This window comes from Polaribacter sp. KT25b, from assembly GCF_900105145.1.
Lineage (GTDB): Bacteria > Bacteroidota > Bacteroidia > Flavobacteriales > Flavobacteriaceae > Polaribacter.
This window is the reverse complement of sequence record NZ_LT629752.1, coordinates 536,813-555,688: the sequence shown is the minus strand read 5'-3', so window position 1 is coordinate 555,688 and position 18,876 is coordinate 536,813. Positions and strand designations below refer to the sequence as shown.

Genomic DNA, 18,876 nt, shown 5'->3' with positions numbered 1-18,876 from the left:
TAAGCCTAAATTAACCCTAATCAATACAAAATTATCAATTTAAAAAAAATACGTTAAATTGCTTCTCTAAATTTTTTGGGTGTAGCACCCATTATTTGTTTAAATTGCTTATTAAAATTGGTGATAGAATTAAAACCAACAATGTAACATACTTCTGAAACAGGAATGTTTTCTTGAACTAAAATTCTTGAAGCATTTCTTATTCTAATTTCGTTTAAAAATTGTGTGAAAGATTTATTAGTCATCTTTTTAAAGAATCTACAAAAAGAGTTTGTAGTCATACAAGCAACATTAGAAATATCGTCTAAAGCTATACTTTTAGAATAATTATCAGAAATATATTTTAACACAGTATCTATTCGTTCTGAACTTTCTGTAGTTGTTTGTCTCATATCAGAAGAAGATAAAATTACTCTATCTTTTTCTTCTACTAAAGATAATTTATGCAAAATACTTAACAACTTAATGTGCTGTTCTGTACTAGATATTTTTGGTAAATCTATAATATCTTTATGTAATGTTTTACTAATTTCTTTACCAAAAGAAAGCCCAAATTTACATGCATCTAGTAATTTGCTAATTTCATAAAACTCTGTTTTATTAAAAAAACCATCTCCTAAAAAATCTTTGGTAAATTTTGTTACAATAGTTTTTACTTCCTTTTTACTACTTTTTTCGTAATAAGATGGATCATTTCTCCATAAGTGCGGTATATAAGAGCCTACTAAAACTAAATCTCCAGGAAAAAAAGGGGCAACACTATCTCCTACAAAACGAATACCATTACTTTTAGAAATGTAAAGTAGTTCAAATTCTGGATGATAATGCCATACTGCGTCTAAACAAGGAACATCTCTTGTATAAATATCAAGTTTTTTTACAACAACCGAATCTGAATTTTTTAATACTAACTTCATCATAACAAATATAAGATATTTTTAATATTCACAAAATTTAGACTAAATTTTAACACATAATTGTATTTGTGAACACAAAGATTATCAAAACACCAATTTAACTAGTAAAACTATACTATTACATCTCTAAATTCTTTTGGAGTAGCGCCTTTAATTTGTTTTAAATTGTATCCCATAAATGAGGTAAAAGACTACCTACTAAAACTAAATCTCTAGGATGAAATTGAGATACAATATTACCAACAAAACGAATACCACTACTTTTAGATACATATACTATTTTAAATTCTGGATGAAAATGCCAAGCAATTTTTAATGAAGGCACAACCCATTTTTCGACACTTAGCCTTTTTAACAACTCCTGCATTTACCCAATTTAAATCAACATCCATTATTAGTACTGATTTAGTTAAAAAATGAAATTTCTTTTTCTGATGTTTTTAAAATTAAATTTTTAACATCAAAAAAAGAAATTTCAATTTAAAAAATATTGTTTTTTAAACAAAAAGCTTTTCTAATTCTAGTTTAGTTTAAATGTTTTATCAAATCTTGGCATTTTATCTGCTTTCCATTGAATACCCGTTTTTTCATCATGCCACCATAATGGCTGAATGTGAGATTTACTCCAAATCTCTGCTTGAGTTACTAAATTTTTTAAAATTGCAGGATATTTATCACTTAAATCAAACTTTTCAGAAATATCATCATTTACATTAAAAAGTTTCCATTTTTGTCTATATGCTTTTACTGCTTTCCATTCGTTATTTCTAATACCAACATCACTAAAACCATTTCTGTGACGCAAAACATAAATACTTTCATCTTTATGAGAATCTCTATTTAGCATAAAATTATCCCACATATTTTTACCGTCTAATCTCTTTCCTTCAGGAATTTTTGCTCCTGACAATCTTGCAAAAGTTGGATAAACATCTATTGCAGAAACATTAAAATCATATTTTTTTCCTGCAGGTACAACATTGGGCCAGTGAAAAAACATTGGTACTCTAAAACCACCTTCATACACACTTCCTTTACCTTCTTTTAAAGGATAATTTGTTGCTCCAGAAGTTGTTTTCCCTCCATTATCACTCATAAAAACAATTAAAGTATTATCAAACTGACCAGATTCTTTTAAAGAAGCCACAATTTTTTTAACACCTCTGTCTACAGCATAAACCATTGCCGCATATGTTCTTCTTTTTTTATCTTTTATATGAGTAAATAATGCTTCATCTTCTGGTTTTGCTTCTAAAGGAGTATGTGGTGCATTATAGGCAAGATACAAGAAAAATGGATCTTTAGTTTTAGACGCATCATCTATAAAACGAACAGCTTCTCTTGAAAAAGCATCAGTTAAATATTCTGTTTCATCAACATTTTTTCCATTATGTTCTATTGGATGTAAATAATCCCAAATCAATTTCTTACCACTTTCTTTTTGCTTTTTATAAGCAGCATTATATTGTTCTGGAAAATAATTATGACCACCTCCTAAAAATCCGAAGAAATCATCAAAACCTCTAACATTAGGATGAAATTCTGGGTTAGAACCTAAATGCCACTTACCAATAATACCAGTGCGATAACCTGTTTCATTTAAAACTTTACTTATAAAAGGTTCATCTACAGAGATTCCTTTTTTAATAGTTTCTCCGCTATTTGGCGGTAAATTAAATTGAGCTCCAATTTTATGAGGATACAAACCTGTCATTAATGATGCCCTACTTGGCCCACAAAAAGGATGAGTAACATAAGCAGATGTAAAAATTGTACCATTATCTGCCAATTGATCTAAAGCTGGTGTAATTATATCTTTAGCGCCATTAAAACCAACATCCGAATATCCTAAATCATCACAAAGAATTACCAAAATATTTGGTTTCTCTATCGTTTGGTTTTTTACAACCTTTTCTTTACTTGCTACTTTTTCTTTTGAAGAATTACAACTCATTAAAAACAATGCAGATACACAAGTAAAAAACTTTATACTATTTGATAATTTCATTTTTTATAAAATTTAAAATATTCAGATTTTAGTTTACTTTAGTTATTTAACGCCTTTTAATTCGTCTCTCATTCTTTGAAAAAACGGAGCTAATTCTTTGTAATTTTTACCCGTTAATTTTATTACAGCATTGTTAAATGCTTTACTAGCTTCTCTGTTTTTAGCTTTTTTTTCTTCTTTTGTAATATCTCCTGCAGTAAAAGCTTTTTGAGATTCTCCATAAGCAAGTACCATTGTAGTTCTTATTTCTGTTAAATCTTTTTGTTGTTGTTCATCTAAATTAAACTCTTTTGCAGCAGCTTCTACAAAGTATTTATTTTGTCTTTCTTGATACTTGTTTTGCCCGTAAGCTGTTGTAAATGCTACTACTAATAATAATGTTAAAACGATTTTTTTCATGATACTTAAATTTTAATTAATTATTGATTTATTATTTTCTTTCTTTTTTATCTCAACTTTTTTGCCAAACTCTTATATATTCTATTTGATATTCTGCAGGAACTTGTAATTCTGATTGATTAGGAATACCTAGCCATGGAAAAGTTTCTGAATCAAACCAAATCCAATAAGGAACATTTGTAACCCATTTTTCTGGATTTGCACCTTTATTTGTTAATTCTGATTTTAAAATAGTTTCATTGGCTTGCAAAACACCATCAACATAAATTTTGATATATTCTGATGTCCAATCAAAACCATAAACATGAAAATCATCTGCAGTATTCTCGGCTACTTGAATATTACTTGTATAAACTGGTCCTTTATTATTTGGCTGATAATAATAGTTATTTGGATCCCAACTTATAATATTTAATTTTAATCTTTTTTTCCAAGAATCGCTAGTTTTATGCCCGCCAAACATTTCAAACATATCTAATTCTGATGTATTCTTTCCCGTTGTCCAAAAAGAACTTGTTACTTGTGCATTTGCAGATTTACACTTAATTTCCATATAACCATACATAAACTGTTTTTTACTGATTACAGCTGCAGTAGTAATATTTTCGTATTTGTAAACTACACCATTTACAGTTTGAGAATTAGAGCTAAAGTCAAAATCTGGTTCCCATTTTGTTACAATCTTCAATTTTTCATCTTCAACGATAGCGTTATCCATAGAAAATTGTGATGGAGCTCTACCTATAAAATTAGATTTATAAACATTATCTTTTCCTTGAATCTGCCATTTTTCTTCGTCTAATATATTTGCATCAAATTCATCACTTATGTCTGTATTTAAAATCCAATTACCTTCATTTTTTTGATCCGATAAAGGAAAATCTGAATTTGGTGCAACCACAACATCTTCTTCTTCCTGATCATCATTTGTATCATCAACAATTATAATTTCATCGATAATTTCTTCATCAATAGTTGTATTATTTCCGCAAGAAAAACAAATCAAAAAAATAAATATGATTTTAAATATTTTCATTGAGCTTATTTTTTCTGCCAAACTCTAACATATTCAATTTCGAAATCTACAACTCCATCATCTTTTTTACCCTCCGGACTGTTTAATTCTAAATCTTTTTTACTATCTGGAACTCCATGCCAAGGAAAAGTTTCTTGATCTAGCCAAATAGATAATGGCTTGGTCATTATCCAACCATCTGGTAAATTGTGTTTTTTTAAAGCATAGGCTTCTACCTGTTCTTTAGTTGCTCCGGTTTTATATTTTCCATCTACATATAATTTAAGTCCTTTTTCATTCCATTCAATACCATACACATGAAAGTTATCTGCTACTCTAAAACCATAATCTAAATGTTCTGTGTATACCACTTTATTTTTTCTAGCCCAATCATGTATAGACCACCAAAGTTCTCTATCTTTTCCGTTTGCCTCTTTATTAGGTTGTCTATGATCTCCAAATTGTTCAAAAACATCTAGTTCTACACCATTTCCAATAGCCCAAAAAGCACTAGTAATTTCTGCATCTGCAGCTTTACTTTTAATTTCCATATAACCGTACTTAAAAAATTTACGTCCAACGAAACATGCGGTTGTTAAGTTTTCGAATTTTTCTACTTGTCCTTCTTTTTTACCCCAAGGTTTTTGAACATCATCCGAAAAGGGAAAATCTGGTTCCCAACGTGTTTCTAAAATTAATTTTCCATTTTCTAAACGGTAATTTCTTCCAGAAAATTGAGAAGGTGCGCGTCCTTTCCAAACTTTCTTATTTGGTTTGTCTGGGTGCTTATAAAAAGGTTTTCCGTCTTTAAACTTCCCTACAATATACCATTTGTCTTCATCTATTTTATCATCTTCAAATTCATCGGATACATCAGCATTTAAAACCCAATTGCCTGAGTTTTCTGGATCAGAAAAAGGATATACAGTCGTTTCCTTTTTATTACTATTTGTTACATTTTTTTGATGACCACATGATAGTATTAAAAGAAATACATTCAGTAAAATTATAATTCTTATGTTTTTAAATCTCATTTTTATTGTTTTGAAAATTAAGCATTGAAACTTAGTTCCTACAAAGAAAAAAGAAATTAACGTAAGTAATTTATTTAAAATTACCCCTTTCTAATTAGAATTTATCTTTAAAATGATTTACTACTTGAATCTTTAAGTAGTTCAATTCTTTTTTGTAATTCGAAAAATAGAATAGGTTAATTGTAGAGTGTAAAATTTATTATGTATAAATAATCAATGTTAAATAATTAAACTTTTATTAAGGTAAGTAATATTAAAGCTAAAGTCTATATTCAATAACTTAACAGGATTGTTTAAAAAGAAAAAAAGCTCATAAACAAGATGTTTATGAGCTTTTTTAACATATAATTTTCTTTGCAGAAAGGAAGGGATTCGAACCCTCGATACGTTGCCGTATACACACTTTCCAGGCGTGCGCCTTCGACCACTCGGCCACCTTTCTTTTTACAAATAAAGTTCTATTAATCCATCAGGAGCAGTAACGAGTATTGTTTTGTTTTCTCTATCTACTTTTTTGATAAAATCATCAATCATAGGGATAAAAACTTCTTTACCATCACTATCAATTTCAAAAAGTGGTTGTGCAGCCTTGTCATTAATATGAACTAAAGTACCAACTTCTCCAAAATTGGAATCTACAACAGTAAAACCTATTACTTCATGAAAATAAAATTTATCTCCAGTAAGTTTTGGTAATAAATCTAAAGGTAAATAAACGCCACATTTTAATATAGAATCTGCTTCTTCTTCAGAATATACATCTTCAAACTGAACACGTAATTGATTTCCTTTATGAAGAGAACTTTTATCAATAAAAAATGGAACCAAGTTTGCGCCAAATTCGACGTAAACTGATTCCATTTCTGTATACAACTCAGGTTCGTCTGTATCTAATTTGATAACAACTTCACCTTTAAAACTATATTTTGTAACGATTTTGCCTAAATAAAAACAATCTTCTTTACGCATTATCGTATCAATTTATAATTTATTCTGCTGCTTTTGCTGCTGCGTCATCAATTGTTTCAGGCGCTGCTTCTTCTGCAACTACTTCTTCTGCAACCTCTTCAACAACTGGCTTAGCTGCTTCAATTCTTGCTTCGTTTACTGCTTTTTCAGCTGCTAATGCTTTCGCTTTTGCATCTGCTTGAGATTTTGTTAAACCTTCTTCTTTAGCAGCAACTTTACCACTTTTTTCTTCTAACCAAGCAGCAAATTTAGCTTCTGCTTGCTCTTCTGTTAAGGCTCCTTTTCTTACACCACCAGCTAAATGATTCTTTAATAAAGCACCTTTATAAGATAAAATTGCTTTAGCAGTATCTGTTGGTTGTGCACCATTTTGTAACCAAGTTACAGCTTTATCAACATCTAAGTCAATTACTGCAGGGTTGATATTTGGATTATAAGTACCTATTTTTTCTAAGTATTTACCGTCTCTTTTTGCACGTGAATCTGCGGCAACTATCCAATAGAATGGTTTTCCTTTTTTACCGTGTCTTTGTAATCTAATTTTTACTGGCATTTTGTGTTAATTTTTTAAGGTTCGCGACCTTGATTATTAAAAATTTTACCATCTCGTGGTAAGTGGGGGCAAAAGTACAAAACCTTTTTAAAACTAAAACTTTAATTATCAATATTTTTTAGGGCGTTTTAACAGGCTTTCACTACTCGCTTTTTTTCGTACCTCAAAAAGAGCTCAAACACACCATTCAATCCTTAACGCATTTATATAGAAACCACTAACAATATTCAAATCAACACAATTCTTAAAACTTTATTTAAATAGCATATGAGCTAAGAATCAAATCTTTTGCATCAATCATAAGTCTAAATATCTTCTACATTTGTAACATAAACCAACAGATGTGAAACAATACGCATCTTAAAACAATCTATTGAAATTTAAAATGAAAATGATATTATGAAGTACACAGAAAAAATTTCGAACAAATTAAATGAACTATTAGAAAAAAATTATGATGCAGAAAAAGGGTACTTAAATTCTGCTGAAAATGTAGATAGTCCAAAATTAAAAATTTTCTTTAAAAATAGAGCTTCAGAAAGAAGCTTATTTGCAAAAGAATTGAGAACAGAAATATTATCTTATGGGCAAATCCCAGAAAATGATGGATCTGTAAAAGGATCTATGCATAGAAATTGGATGTCTTTAAAAGCTCTATTTAGCGCTAATAATGAAGAAGCAATTTTAGAAGAAGCTATGAGAGGAGAAAAAGCCAGTTATCAAGAATATGAAAACATTTTACAAGAAGATGCTTTTGCTCCATCAACAAGAAAAATGTTAGAACATCAAAAACAAAAAATACAAGCTGCAATTAATATTATAATGGTAGAAGAAGAGTTAGCATAATTAAATAATTGTAATAGTTAATTTACTCAAAGTCAACCTAATTATAGGTTGACTTTTTTTATGTTAATAAAACAAAACGATTTAACAACTCTACAATCGCTTGTTTTTGTACTTTTAACTTTCCAAATTCATTACCCAAAAACTCATTTATGTACTTAATTTTTGATACAGAAACTACCGGTTTACCTAAAAGTTGGAATGCACCAATTACAGATACAGACAACTGGCCTAGATGTATACAGATTGCATGGCAATTGCATGATGAAATGGGAAATATGTTAGAACACAACGATTTTCTAATACAACCGGACAATTTTAATATTCCTTACGATGCTGAAAGAATTCACGGAATTTCTACAGAATTAGCAGCAGAACAAGGAATTGAGTTAGATAAAGGTTTACAACTTTTTAACGAAGCTTTAAAAAAAACTAAGTTTATTGTTGGGCAAAATGTTGAGTTTGATATTAATATTATGGGGTGCGAATTCCATAGATTAGGTGTAGAAAATAATCTAACTTCTCTCCCTCTTTTAGATACGTGTACTGAAAAAACGGCTATCATGTGTCAGATTCCTGGTGGACGTGGTGGTAAATTTAAACTACCAACATTAACAGAATTACACAGTCATTTATTTGGTGTTGGTTTTGGTGAAGCCCACAACGCAACCGCCGATGTTGAGGCTACAACTCGTTGTTTTTTAGAGTTAATTCGTTTAAGAGAATTTACGCAAGAACAATTAGATGTTGATGATGATTATTTCAAGAATTTCTCTGAAGCAAACCCAAAACCAATACAAGTAATTGGTTTAAAGCACATTAACCTAAAACAAGAAAGCGATAAAATTCGAAAGCGTTTAGAAAAATTAAAAGGTACTGTAGAAACCAAATCAACATCAGAAGGTTTAGCAGAATTAAAAGACGTACAATTTTCGCATTTACACAATCATACACAATATTCTGTTTTACAATCTACAATGCAAATTGCAAACATTGTAAGTGCTGCTGCAAAGGATAATATGCCAGCAGTTGCTATGACAGATACTGCAAACATGATGGGCGCTTTTCATTTTGTAAATGCTGTTTTAAGTCATAATAAAACTGCAGAAACTCCTATGAAACCAATTATTGGTTGTGAGTTTAACATCTGTGAAGATCATAAAAATAAATCGCAAAAGGATAATGGGTATCAAGTTGTTTTGTTGGCAAAAAATAAAAATGGATATCACAATTTAGCAAAAATGTCTTCTGCGGCTTTTGTAGATGGATTTTATTATGTACCCAGAATTGATAAAGCATTAGTAGAAAAATACAAAGAAGATATTATTGTTTTAACAGGGAATTTGTACGGAGAAGTTCCTAGTAAAATTTTAAATTTAGGAGAAAAACAAGCGGAAGAAGCCTTAATTTGGTGGAAAGAACAATTTAAAGACGACTTCTATATTGAGTTGATGCGTCACGACCAACAAGACGAAAATATTGTTAATGAAACTTTATTAAAGTTTTCTAAAAAGCATGATGTAAAAATTATTGCCACTAACAATACGTTTTATTTAGAAAAAGAAGACGCTAACGCACATGATATTTTATTATGTGTAAAAGACGGAGAAAAACAATCTACTCCTATAGGTAAAGGACGTGGTTACAGATATGGTTTGCCCAACCAAGAGTATTATTTTAAGTCTACAGACGAAATGAAAACACTCTTTGCAGACTTACCAGAAGCCATTAGTAATATACAAGAAATTGTAGATAAAATAGAAATTTTTACACTTGCAAGAGACGTTTTATTACCTGCTTTTAATATTGGTGACGAATTTAAAGATCCGGAAGATGAAAAAGATAATGGAAAACGTGGAGAGAATAACTTTCTAAAACACTTAACTTTTGAAGGTGCTAAAAAACGTTACGGAGAAATTACAGAATCCATAAAAGAACGATTAGATTTTGAATTAGAAGTTATTGAAAAAACTGGATATCCTGGTTACTTCTTAATTGTAGAAGATTTTATTAGGGCTGCAAGAAGAATGGATGTTGCTGTGGGTCCTGGTCGTGGTTCTGCAGCAGGTTCTGTAGTTGCTTATTGTCTTTGGATTACAAATATAGATCCTATTAAATACGATTTACTTTTTGAGCGTTTCTTAAATCCAGAACGTGTATCAATGCCCGATATTGATATTGATTTTGATGATGAAGGACGTGGACGTGTAATGGATTATGTAATTGATAAATATGGTGCAAACCAAGTAGCACAAATTATTACTTACGGAACAATGGCGGCAAAATCTTCTATTAGAGATACTGCCAGAGTTTTAGATTTACCACTTTTTGAAGCCGATAGAATTGCCAAATTAATTCCGGGAATTAAACTAAAAAATATTTTTGGAGATGATGCAAAAAGTAAAGGTAAAGTTGATGGCTTACGTGCAGAAGAAAAAGTACTTGTAGAAGAATTAAAAAACATGTCTTTCGGTACAGATTTAGTTTCCGAAACCATTAATAAAGCTACAATATTAGAAGGTTCTGTTAGAAATACCGGAATTCATGCTTGTGGAGTAATTATTACGCCTGGTGATATTACAAATTATGTTCCGGTTTCTTTAGCAAAAGATTCCGACATGTATGTTACCCAATTTGATAACTCTGTGGTAGAAACTGCTGGTTTATTAAAAATGGATTTCTTGGGATTAAAAACGTTGACTTTAATTAAAGACACCGTTAAAATTGTAAAAGCAAAACATGATGTAGATTTAGATCCAGAGAATTTTCCTTTGGATGATATAAAAACTTATGAATTATTCCAGAGAGGGGAAACCGTTGGTGTTTTTCAATATGAATCTCCAGGAATGCAAAAACACATGCGTTCTTTAAAACCAACCGTTTTTGCCGATTTAATTGCAATGAATGCATTGTATCGTCCTGGACCTATGGAATATATTCCGAGTTTTATCAACAGAAAACACGGAACAGAAGATATTGAGTACGATTTACCTGCCATGGAAGAGTATTTGGCAGAAACATACGGAATTACAGTTTACCAAGAGCAAGTAATGCTTTTATCGCAAAAATTGGCAGATTTCACAAAAGGTGAAGCCGATGTTTTACGTAAAGCAATGGGTAAAAAACAAATTGCGGTTCTAGATAAAATGAAACCAAAATTTGTAGAACAAGCTTCTGCAAATGGTCATGATGAAGAAAAATTAGAAAAAATCTGGAAAGATTGGGAAGCCTTTGCAAGTTATGCCTTTAACAAATCTCATTCTACTTGTTATGCTTGGATTGCGTATCAAACTGCATATTTAAAAGCTCATTATCCAGCAGAATATATGGCTTCTGTGTTATCTAATAACATGAACGACATTAAATCTGTTTCATTTTTTATGGAAGAATGTAAACGAATGGGACTAAAAGTTTTAGGACCAGATTTAAATGAATCTTATTTAAAATTTTCTGTAAATAAAGAAGGTGCTGTTCGTTTTGGAATGGCTGCCGTAAAAGGTGTTGGAGCTGGAGCCGTTAGAGCTATTATTGAAGAAAGAAAAAATAATGGTAATTATACATCAATTTTTGATTTAGCAAAACGGGTTGATTTACGTGCTGCTAATAAAAAATCTTTTGATAGTTTGATAAAAGCAGGTGCTTTCGATTCTTTTACTGATACACATAGAGCGCAATATTTTGCTACAGATGAAAAGGGTTTAACCTTTTTAGAACGCGCCATGAAATTTGGAAGTAAGTTTCAAGAAAATGAAAACTCTGCTCAAGTTTCTATGTTTGGAGAAGCTTCTACGGTACAGTTTCCAGAACCTGAGATTCCAGAATGTGAAACTTGGGGAACTATGGAACTTTTATCACAAGAGAAAGAAGTTATCGGAATTTATATTTCTGCACATCCTTTAGACGATTTTAAAAATGAAATGATTTTTTGCAACGCAACACTAAAAGACTTTAAAGGAGATTTACAAAAACTTGTAGGTAATAATTTGTCTTTTGCAGGTATTGTTACTGATGTACAACATAGAGTTTCTAAAGCAGGAAAAGGCTGGGCTTTATTTACCATAGAAGATTATGGAGATAGTTATGAGTTTCGTGTTTTTGGTGAAGAATATTTAAGGTTTAAACACTTTTTTGTTCCTAATTCATTTTTATTTGTGAGAACAACCGTTCAAGCTGGTTGGACAAATAAAGATGGAGTTACCGGTGAACCAAGGTTAAAATTTATAGATTTTAAATTGCTGCACGATATTATGGATGAACTCTGTAAAAAAGTAACAATTAAAATTTCGTTACAAGAAATTACTACTGATGCAATTTCTAATTTAGAAAACATTCTAAAAAAGAGTCCGGGTAAACAAAATCTACACTTTACTATCTGGGATGCGAAAGAAAAAATTGAAATAAGTTTACCTAGTAGAAATACAAAGGTGAATGTTTCTAATGAATTATTAGCAACTTTAGACAAAGATCAAATAGCCTATAAATTAAATTAATTTCTACTTATTTCTAATAATATATCTTTGCCAAAGAAAATTTATATCAGAAAATTGATGTTAAATTAAATTTAAAGAGAATAAACTATATAGTGGAAACTTAAAAAAATATTTTAAAGAAAGAAGTTGAAATAAAATAAAGCCTCAAGCTTTTATAATTTAATCTAAAAAAATAAACAAAATTAATGAGAAAAATTTATTCCCGATTATTATTACTTGCTTCAATTCTTCTTTTTTCTACTTGTGATTATAATTTTTCTGAAGACTATTTTAACGAAATTGAAATAACTGACCCTTCTATTTCTTTTGTTTTACCAAATTTTTCTAAAGATGAAACAATAACAAAACCAAAATATATTGAATATAATTACAGCTCTGATAAAAACCCATTATACTATATTAATTTTTATATAGATGCTGAATTCGTTTCTCAAAATCAAAACGAAAAAGATACTTTTTTTTTAGATATTGAAAATTTATCAGAAGGAAACCACACATTAAAAATAGAATTAACCATAAAATCTAATACGGGTAGTTTAGCAGAATTATCTGGTGGAGAGTATTATGTTGCTGAACAAGACTTTGATTTTACTGTAAACAAAGACGCCGAACCTTTAATCATTAACTCTGTAGAACTTATTAATGGTTCTATAAAAGTTAATTTTGATTCTTATGAATTAGTAAATGAAATAGAAAGTTCTATTTCTCCTTATTTAAATATAGAAGCCGATGGCGCATACAATAGTATAATATTATCTAAAAAAGATATTAAAAACGGATATTATTTAGACACAAACACAATTGGAACTTATATTGAATACAAAACGCTTATTGAAAATTATTACAACAATGTTTATGGAGAAGTAAATTCAATTACAATACCAGATACTTTTAATTTACAATTTGATTTTATCACTGAATATTCCACAAAAATAACTTGGTCTAAACATGCATTATATAACAATATTAGTAGTATAGATTTTTATTTAGGTATTAATAACCTCTATTTTCCTCTTGATATTAATGGAGGTGAAAAATTATTATCTACTTCTTTTGTTTTTGGTGTAGAAGAAAGTTATTCTTTAAATTTTAACTCCCAAAACGGGTATTCTTCCAAAACTTTATACTTAAAAACACACAGAGGAGAAAAATTTGAAACTCCTGAATCTTATTCTTATAGAAAATTTGTTTACTTGCCACAATCAAATAAAACGTATGCATTATTAATTGAAAATAATCAAGGTTATCTTGGTAATAATCCTGTAAAAATTATAGAATTTAATTCAGATACTTTTGAAGTTATTAATTCAACAACAATTACAACCACAACAAATTATTTTGGAGATTTAACAGTAGATAAAAGCCAAAACTTAATACTCGATCTAAATTCTAAATCTATGGTTTTAGATGGTAATTCATTATCTAAAATATCAGAACATAACATTAATAATTACTCTACTAGAGAATATGGAAGTTTAGTAAGGTTTAGAGAAAACACAATTATTATAGACAATATAAACAATTACAATACAGTAAAAATATACGATGTATCTTCTAAAAAATTACTTTTATCAAAAAAGAAAGATGAATATTTTGGTATAACTTTAAATGGACAGTTTTTTAGTTTACTAGATAAAATTTACAAAATAGAAGGAGAAATAGTAACTGAAATTTATGAAACGTCAGATAATTCTTCTATCATTGGCTTTCAAGAAAACTCTCTAAAAAACACAATTTATTTCAACACGAATAACAATGAGTTTTACGAATATAAAACACAATCTAATACAGCTACAAAACAATCTATTTTTGATAATTTAAATCCAAGATATTTTAATTACTTAGAAGATCAAAACAAGTTTTTAGTATTTACCAAAGATTATAGCATAAATACAGAACTACATATTATTGATGAAGCAACACAAGAAATTAAATCGATAAACTTATATAATTCTACTGCAAACATACAAGACTATTTTTATTTTAACAATACTCTTATTTCTACAAGAGGTTTTTACTTAAAAAACTATTTCTAATATGAAAAATTCAATTACAATAATTGCACTTATTTTAACGGTAAATATATACTCGCAACAAGGAAAATTATTTTTTGAAACTAACTATAACACCTTTTCTCACTCTAACTTGTCAGATTTTCAAGAAGAATTTAAAGGCGATTTATCATCAATTCCTTTAAAAACTGTTGATAATTTTCCTGCAAATATTGGTTTTACACTAGGTTACGAAATTATTCCATCTAACATTAGTCTATTTTTAGCCTACAATGCTACTGGAGGTAAATTATCCTATTCAGATTATTCTGGAATTGTTAAAATAGAAGAAGCTTTAAACGCAATTTCTTTTGGCGCAATTTATTATATAGATCTTTCTGATAAAAAAGATTTTAGAATTGGTCTTAAAGCTTTTTCAATGTATTCTTCATTAAGTTTAGATAGTTATTCTGAAATACAAAACTACATAGAAGAAGATTTAGTTAAATTAAATTCTATAGATTTAGGTGTTGGTGCTCAATTAAATTACGAGTATCCATTATCATTTTTAATCTTAAAAGCTAATTTTGGTTTTGATCTAGTTTTAGGCGGAAAACTAATATTTAAAGAAAACACAGAAACACACCTTATTGATAACTCTAATAATAGCGTAAAAACTGGTTGGTCTGGCTTAAGAACTGGTATTGGTATTATAATTCCTATAAATTAATTATAACTAATTAAAAGTTGAATTAAATTTCTAAAATAAAGTTAAAGCATACACGCTAAAAAAAGATTATTGATTACTTTTGTTTAATATTTTTTAAAATAAATGAAACAAAACAACAACGGAGTTTGGGTAAGTTGGAACGAGAACGTAACTTATAACTACAAATCTCTTTATACTATTTCTACCGAGCAAGAATTACAAGAAGTTGTAAAAAATTCACAAAAAATAAGGATTTTTGGAAACAAGCAATCCTCTGCAGATATTGCGTCTGGTACTGAAAATTTGGTAGATATAAAAGACTACAACAAAATTTTATCTTATAATAATACAGAACAAACAATAACCGTTCAATCTGGTATTATTTTAGGAGATTTAATAGAAGCTGTAGAAGCAAAAGGTTGGTGTATTCCTTGTTTACCAGATATAAATACGATTACAATTGGTGGCGCTTTAGCAACAGGAACTCATGGAACAAGCGGAAAATTGTTATCAGAATATATTACAGAATGTAATATTATTTTAGCTGATGGTTCTTTAAAAAAAATAACTGATAAAGACGACTTAATTAATGCCGTTAGAGTTTCTTTAGGGGTTTTAGGAGTTTTATCTACCATTACTTTTAAATGCGAACCAATTTACACTTTACACATAAAAGAAGGCCCAGAAAGTGATGCTATTTGGTTACCAAAAATTAAAGAACGTTTAAAAAAGCATGATTTTCTAAGAATTTTATGGATTCCACATACAGATAAAGGATATGTAATTACTGGCGATAAAATTGATCCAAATACAGAAATTAAGGAAGATTTAGGCCCTAAATATTTAAAACACAGAAGAACAGCTTCTAAAATATTGTATAAATATTCGCATGTTTTCCCTTGGATTACCGCGATTGCTAACAAACTTTTATACCGAGGTTTTTTTAGTTCTACAAAAGAACACAAAGGTTCTTTATACCAAGCAACCGTTACAAAATCTAGAGGTTCTACTTTAGAGTTAGCAGAATGGACTATTGGTTTAGATATTTTTCCTACGGTTTTTGAAGAACTAAAATCAGAAATTAATAAATGGAGCAACAAATCGTTTATTCATATTCCTATGGATGTTCGTTTTGTGCATAAAGACAAATCTTGGTTAAGTTATGCTTATAAAAAAGATACCGTTACAATGGGTTGTGTTTCTAGAAATGCAGCAACTGCAGATACGTATGAAGCTTTTAAAAGTATTGAGAATATCTTTTTAAAACACGGAGGTAAACCTCATTGGGCCAAACGTTTTAAAGCTAAAGATGCAGAACTCTCTAAAGTTTATGAAAAATGGGATGATTTTAAATTATTAAGAAGAAAATTAGACCCAACTAATAAATTCTTAAACCCATATTTAACTGAATTATTCAACGAGAAAAAAACAACTAATGATTTTACCTAAAGGATTTTTATTCGATTTTGACGGAGTTATAGTCGATAGTTTTGAAAGTCATTATTCGGCTTGGACTTCTGCTTTTAAAGAATTATTTGATGCAGAAATTGCTCCGTTCCCTAAATTTAATGCAGGAAAATCGCCTATGATAATTGCGGAGTATTTTTGTAGCGTTATTGGTAAAGAAGCACAAACAGAAGAACTCTATTTTTTAAAGGATAAACACATAGAAACTCGTTTTAAAGTTCCTAAATTATTACCTGGAGTTATAGAGTTTACTTCTTTTTTATCCGAAGAAAAAATACCTTACGGAATTGCAAGTAACGCAACTAGACAATTTTTAAAAAATAGTATTCAGCATTTAAACTTAAACTTTACAACAGTTTTTGGAGTAGAAGATTACGAAAAACCAAAACCTTCTCCAGAAGCCTACATTACTTTAGCAAAAGCTTTAGGTTTTAAAAATGATGATTTTAAAAATATTTGGATTTTTGAAGACAGCTTAACTGGTACAAAAGCCGCAAAATTAGCAGGCATGATTCCTATCGGTATTACAACACAATATTCTGATAAAGAATTAAAAGATGCAGGAAGTATTTTGGTATTTCCAACTTTGTTAGAAGCTTACGAACATTTGACTAAATAATTTATAAAAGGTAAAAATTACAGTATTACTCTTACTATATTATTTATTTTCAATTATTTAAAAATAATAAAAACCTAAACTGTAACTTCTCTAAAAAGCGTTTCTAGATTTTTATTTTGAGTATTTAAACTCAATATTTTTAAACCGTTTTCTTGTGCAAAATCAAATATTTTAGGTCGCATATCTTCATCACTTTCAAAAGTGATATACCAAGTATTATCATAATTATTTTTAAAAGAAACTACATTTGGCAATCTCTTTATAAACTGCTCTTCAATTTTATAATCAAACGTAACTTCTATAATTTGTTTATTATCATCTTTTAGTTCAGATAATTTTTTATCAATCAAAACTTCACCTTTTTTAATAATGATAACTCTATCGCAAACCGCTTCTACTTCTTGCATAATATGTGTAGAAAAAAGCACTGTTTTCTCTTTTCCTAACTCTTTTATTAACTCTCTAATTTCAACTAATTGATTAGGATCTAAACCCGTTGTTGGTTCATCTAAAATTAACACTTTTGGATTATGTAAAATAGTTGCTGCCAAACCTACTCTTTGCTGATATCCTTTAGATAATTGATTAATTTTTTTATGAGCTTCAGAGGTTAAACCTACTTTTTCTATACAAGTTTCTATCTGCTCTTTTTCAGTCAAATCTATCGCAGACGAAATTTTAAATATTGATGCTTGAAACTGTAAATATTCTCGCACATACATATCTGTATATAACGGATTATGTTCTGGTAAATACCCAATTACTTTTTGTGCTTCTAACGGTTTTTTTAAAACATCTATATCATCAATAAAAACTTCACCAGAACTAGGTTTTATAAAACCCGTTAAGATTTTCATCATGGTTGATTTCCCTGCTCCATTTGGTCCTAAAAAACCAATAATACTACCTTTATCCGCAGAAAAAGAAACCTCATTTAATGCTTTTTGAATTTTATAAATCTTAGAAACAGCTATTACTTTTATTGACATTTTTTAAATGTAGTTAGGTTTAATTTTATAACGAAGTTATTACTTTTTTAGTTTAGAGAAGTATTGGTTTCTAAACGAATTTTCCTGATATTTTTCATTCTTGACCAAGCTATTTTATGACGCTTTTTGTACAACCACAAACAACCTAAATCTAATAAGAAATAAAAAAAACTAATACCGCTTGGCGGATTATAACTTGGTAAAAAATCGAATATACCCCAAGCTGTACTTGGCCATTTCCAGCATAAAAAATTGGTTCCTATAATTTCTAAATATGCAACAGAAATATACATTGTTAAATAAAAAAGACGTTCTCTAGGTTTGGTTCTAAGAATTAGAAGCGTGGCAACTGTCATAACAAAACCAAACACATCATTTTTAAATATTAAAAAAAAAGTAGCATATATAATTATAAAAACGGTAAAAACTTTTTCTAATTTTACTTTGTGTAATATAATAGATTTTGCTTTAGAAAAACACAAAACAGCAGCATAGACTAAAGCATGACCTGGAGGCACATAATGTGGTACATTTTCTAACCTATATGTGTACATTCCTAATAATATTGAAAAAAAATATTCACCAATAACTGCAAGAATTACAGCTGTTAACATTTGTTCTTTTACACGTTTGTTTACCTTAAAAAAAACGATAGTAAAACCAATAAACATACTAATAATTGCATAAAACTGAGCATCATCAGTTATTTTTACCATGTAAAAGCTATCTAAAAATAAGCCAAAATAGATAAATAAGTAAAGCGCACCTAAACTTTTAAAAGTTGCAATAAATGGAGATTTTGTAGCTAATAAACTCATGTTGTAAAAATAAGTAAACAAAATAAAAAATGGCTCTAAAAAGAGCCATTTAATT

The 18,876-nt window shown here is 29.0% G+C and carries 16 protein-coding genes and 1 tRNA gene; 6 read left to right on the top strand and 11 right to left on the bottom strand.

Going from position 1 to position 18,876, the window contains the following annotated elements:
• Positions 1–53 precede the first annotated feature (53 nt).
• From BLT70_RS02290 to BLT70_RS02250, 9 genes are all read right to left on the bottom strand, one after another.
• Positions 54–917 carry an AraC family transcriptional regulator gene (locus tag BLT70_RS02290; RefSeq protein ID WP_091890986.1) on the bottom strand — a complete coding sequence of 288 codons (864 nt, stop codon included), beginning with the start codon at positions 915–917 and terminating at the stop codon, positions 54–56.
• A 160-nt stretch (positions 918–1,077) separates the two neighbouring features.
• A complete protein-coding gene (locus BLT70_RS02285) occupies positions 1,078–1,284 on the bottom strand; it encodes a hypothetical protein (protein WP_091890983.1) in 207 nt (68 codons plus the stop codon).
• Between the two features lie 153 nt (positions 1,285–1,437).
• Positions 1,438–2,925: a sulfatase gene (locus BLT70_RS02280; protein ID WP_231962795.1), complete on the bottom strand. Its 1,488-nt coding sequence runs from the start codon at positions 2,923–2,925 to the stop codon at positions 1,438–1,440.
• A gap of 42 nt (positions 2,926–2,967) precedes the next feature.
• Complete coding sequence (locus tag BLT70_RS02275; protein WP_091890977.1) at positions 2,968–3,324, bottom strand: hypothetical protein; 357 nt, start codon at positions 3,322–3,324, stop codon at positions 2,968–2,970.
• 52 nt (positions 3,325–3,376) lie between these two features.
• Positions 3,377–4,360 carry a family 16 glycosylhydrolase gene (locus tag BLT70_RS02270; protein ID WP_157691821.1) on the bottom strand — a complete coding sequence of 328 codons (984 nt, stop codon included), beginning with the start codon at positions 4,358–4,360 and terminating at the stop codon, positions 3,377–3,379.
• Positions 4,361–4,365: 5 nt separating this feature from the next.
• A complete protein-coding gene (locus BLT70_RS02265; protein WP_091890972.1) occupies positions 4,366–5,373 on the bottom strand; it encodes a family 16 glycosylhydrolase in 1,008 nt (335 codons plus the stop codon).
• Between the two features lie 357 nt (positions 5,374–5,730).
• Positions 5,731–5,815, bottom strand: a tRNA-Ser gene (locus tag BLT70_RS02260).
• 2 nt (positions 5,816–5,817) lie between these two features.
• The gene (gene rimM, locus BLT70_RS02255) at positions 5,818–6,342 is read right to left on the bottom strand and encodes a ribosome maturation factor RimM (RefSeq protein WP_091890969.1); all 525 of its coding nucleotides are present in this window, start codon (positions 6,340–6,342) and stop codon (positions 5,818–5,820) included.
• Positions 6,343–6,361: 19 nt separating this feature from the next.
• Positions 6,362–6,895, bottom strand: a complete 534-nt coding sequence (locus BLT70_RS02250) for a 30S ribosomal protein S16 (RefSeq protein ID WP_091890966.1) — start codon at positions 6,893–6,895, stop codon at positions 6,362–6,364.
• Between the two features lie 399 nt (positions 6,896–7,294).
• Here BLT70_RS02250 and BLT70_RS02245 point away from each other — a divergent pair, with 399 nt between their 5' ends.
• The 6 genes from BLT70_RS02245 (at position 7,295) to BLT70_RS02220 (ending at position 17,014) form a co-directional block, all read left to right on the top strand.
• Positions 7,295–7,741 (top strand): PA2169 family four-helix-bundle protein, encoded by a 447-nt coding sequence (locus BLT70_RS02245; protein WP_091890964.1) that lies wholly within the window; start codon positions 7,295–7,297, stop codon positions 7,739–7,741.
• Positions 7,742–7,890: 149 nt separating this feature from the next.
• Positions 7,891–12,228 (top strand): DNA polymerase III subunit alpha, encoded by a 4,338-nt coding sequence (dnaE, locus tag BLT70_RS02240; RefSeq protein WP_091890961.1) that lies wholly within the window; start codon positions 7,891–7,893, stop codon positions 12,226–12,228.
• A 185-nt stretch (positions 12,229–12,413) separates the two neighbouring features.
• On the top strand, positions 12,414–14,264 hold the full coding sequence (locus BLT70_RS02235) for a hypothetical protein (RefSeq protein ID WP_091890959.1): 1,851 nt from the start codon (positions 12,414–12,416) through the stop codon (positions 14,262–14,264).
• 1 nt (position 14,265) lies between these two features.
• Positions 14,266–14,949 (top strand): hypothetical protein, encoded by a 684-nt coding sequence (locus BLT70_RS02230; protein WP_091890956.1) that lies wholly within the window; start codon positions 14,266–14,268, stop codon positions 14,947–14,949.
• Positions 14,950–15,051: 102 nt separating this feature from the next.
• Positions 15,052–16,377: a D-arabinono-1,4-lactone oxidase gene (locus tag BLT70_RS02225; RefSeq protein ID WP_091890953.1), complete on the top strand. Its 1,326-nt coding sequence runs from the start codon at positions 15,052–15,054 to the stop codon at positions 16,375–16,377.
• Positions 16,364–17,014: an HAD family phosphatase gene (locus BLT70_RS02220; protein ID WP_231962793.1), complete on the top strand. Its 651-nt coding sequence runs from the start codon at positions 16,364–16,366 to the stop codon at positions 17,012–17,014. The genes BLT70_RS02225 and BLT70_RS02220 overlap by 14 nt, the downstream gene beginning before the upstream one ends.
• A 74-nt stretch (positions 17,015–17,088) precedes the next feature.
• Here BLT70_RS02220 and gldA read toward each other — a convergent pair whose 3' ends face one another.
• Both gldA and BLT70_RS02210 read right to left on the bottom strand, forming a co-directional pair.
• Positions 17,089–18,003, bottom strand: a complete 915-nt coding sequence (gene gldA, locus BLT70_RS02215; protein WP_091890950.1) for a gliding motility-associated ABC transporter ATP-binding subunit GldA — start codon at positions 18,001–18,003, stop codon at positions 17,089–17,091.
• Between the two features lie 47 nt (positions 18,004–18,050).
• Positions 18,051–18,821 (bottom strand): hypothetical protein, encoded by a 771-nt coding sequence (locus BLT70_RS02210; protein ID WP_091890947.1) that lies wholly within the window; start codon positions 18,819–18,821, stop codon positions 18,051–18,053.
• Between the last annotated feature and the right edge of the window lie 55 nt (positions 18,822–18,876).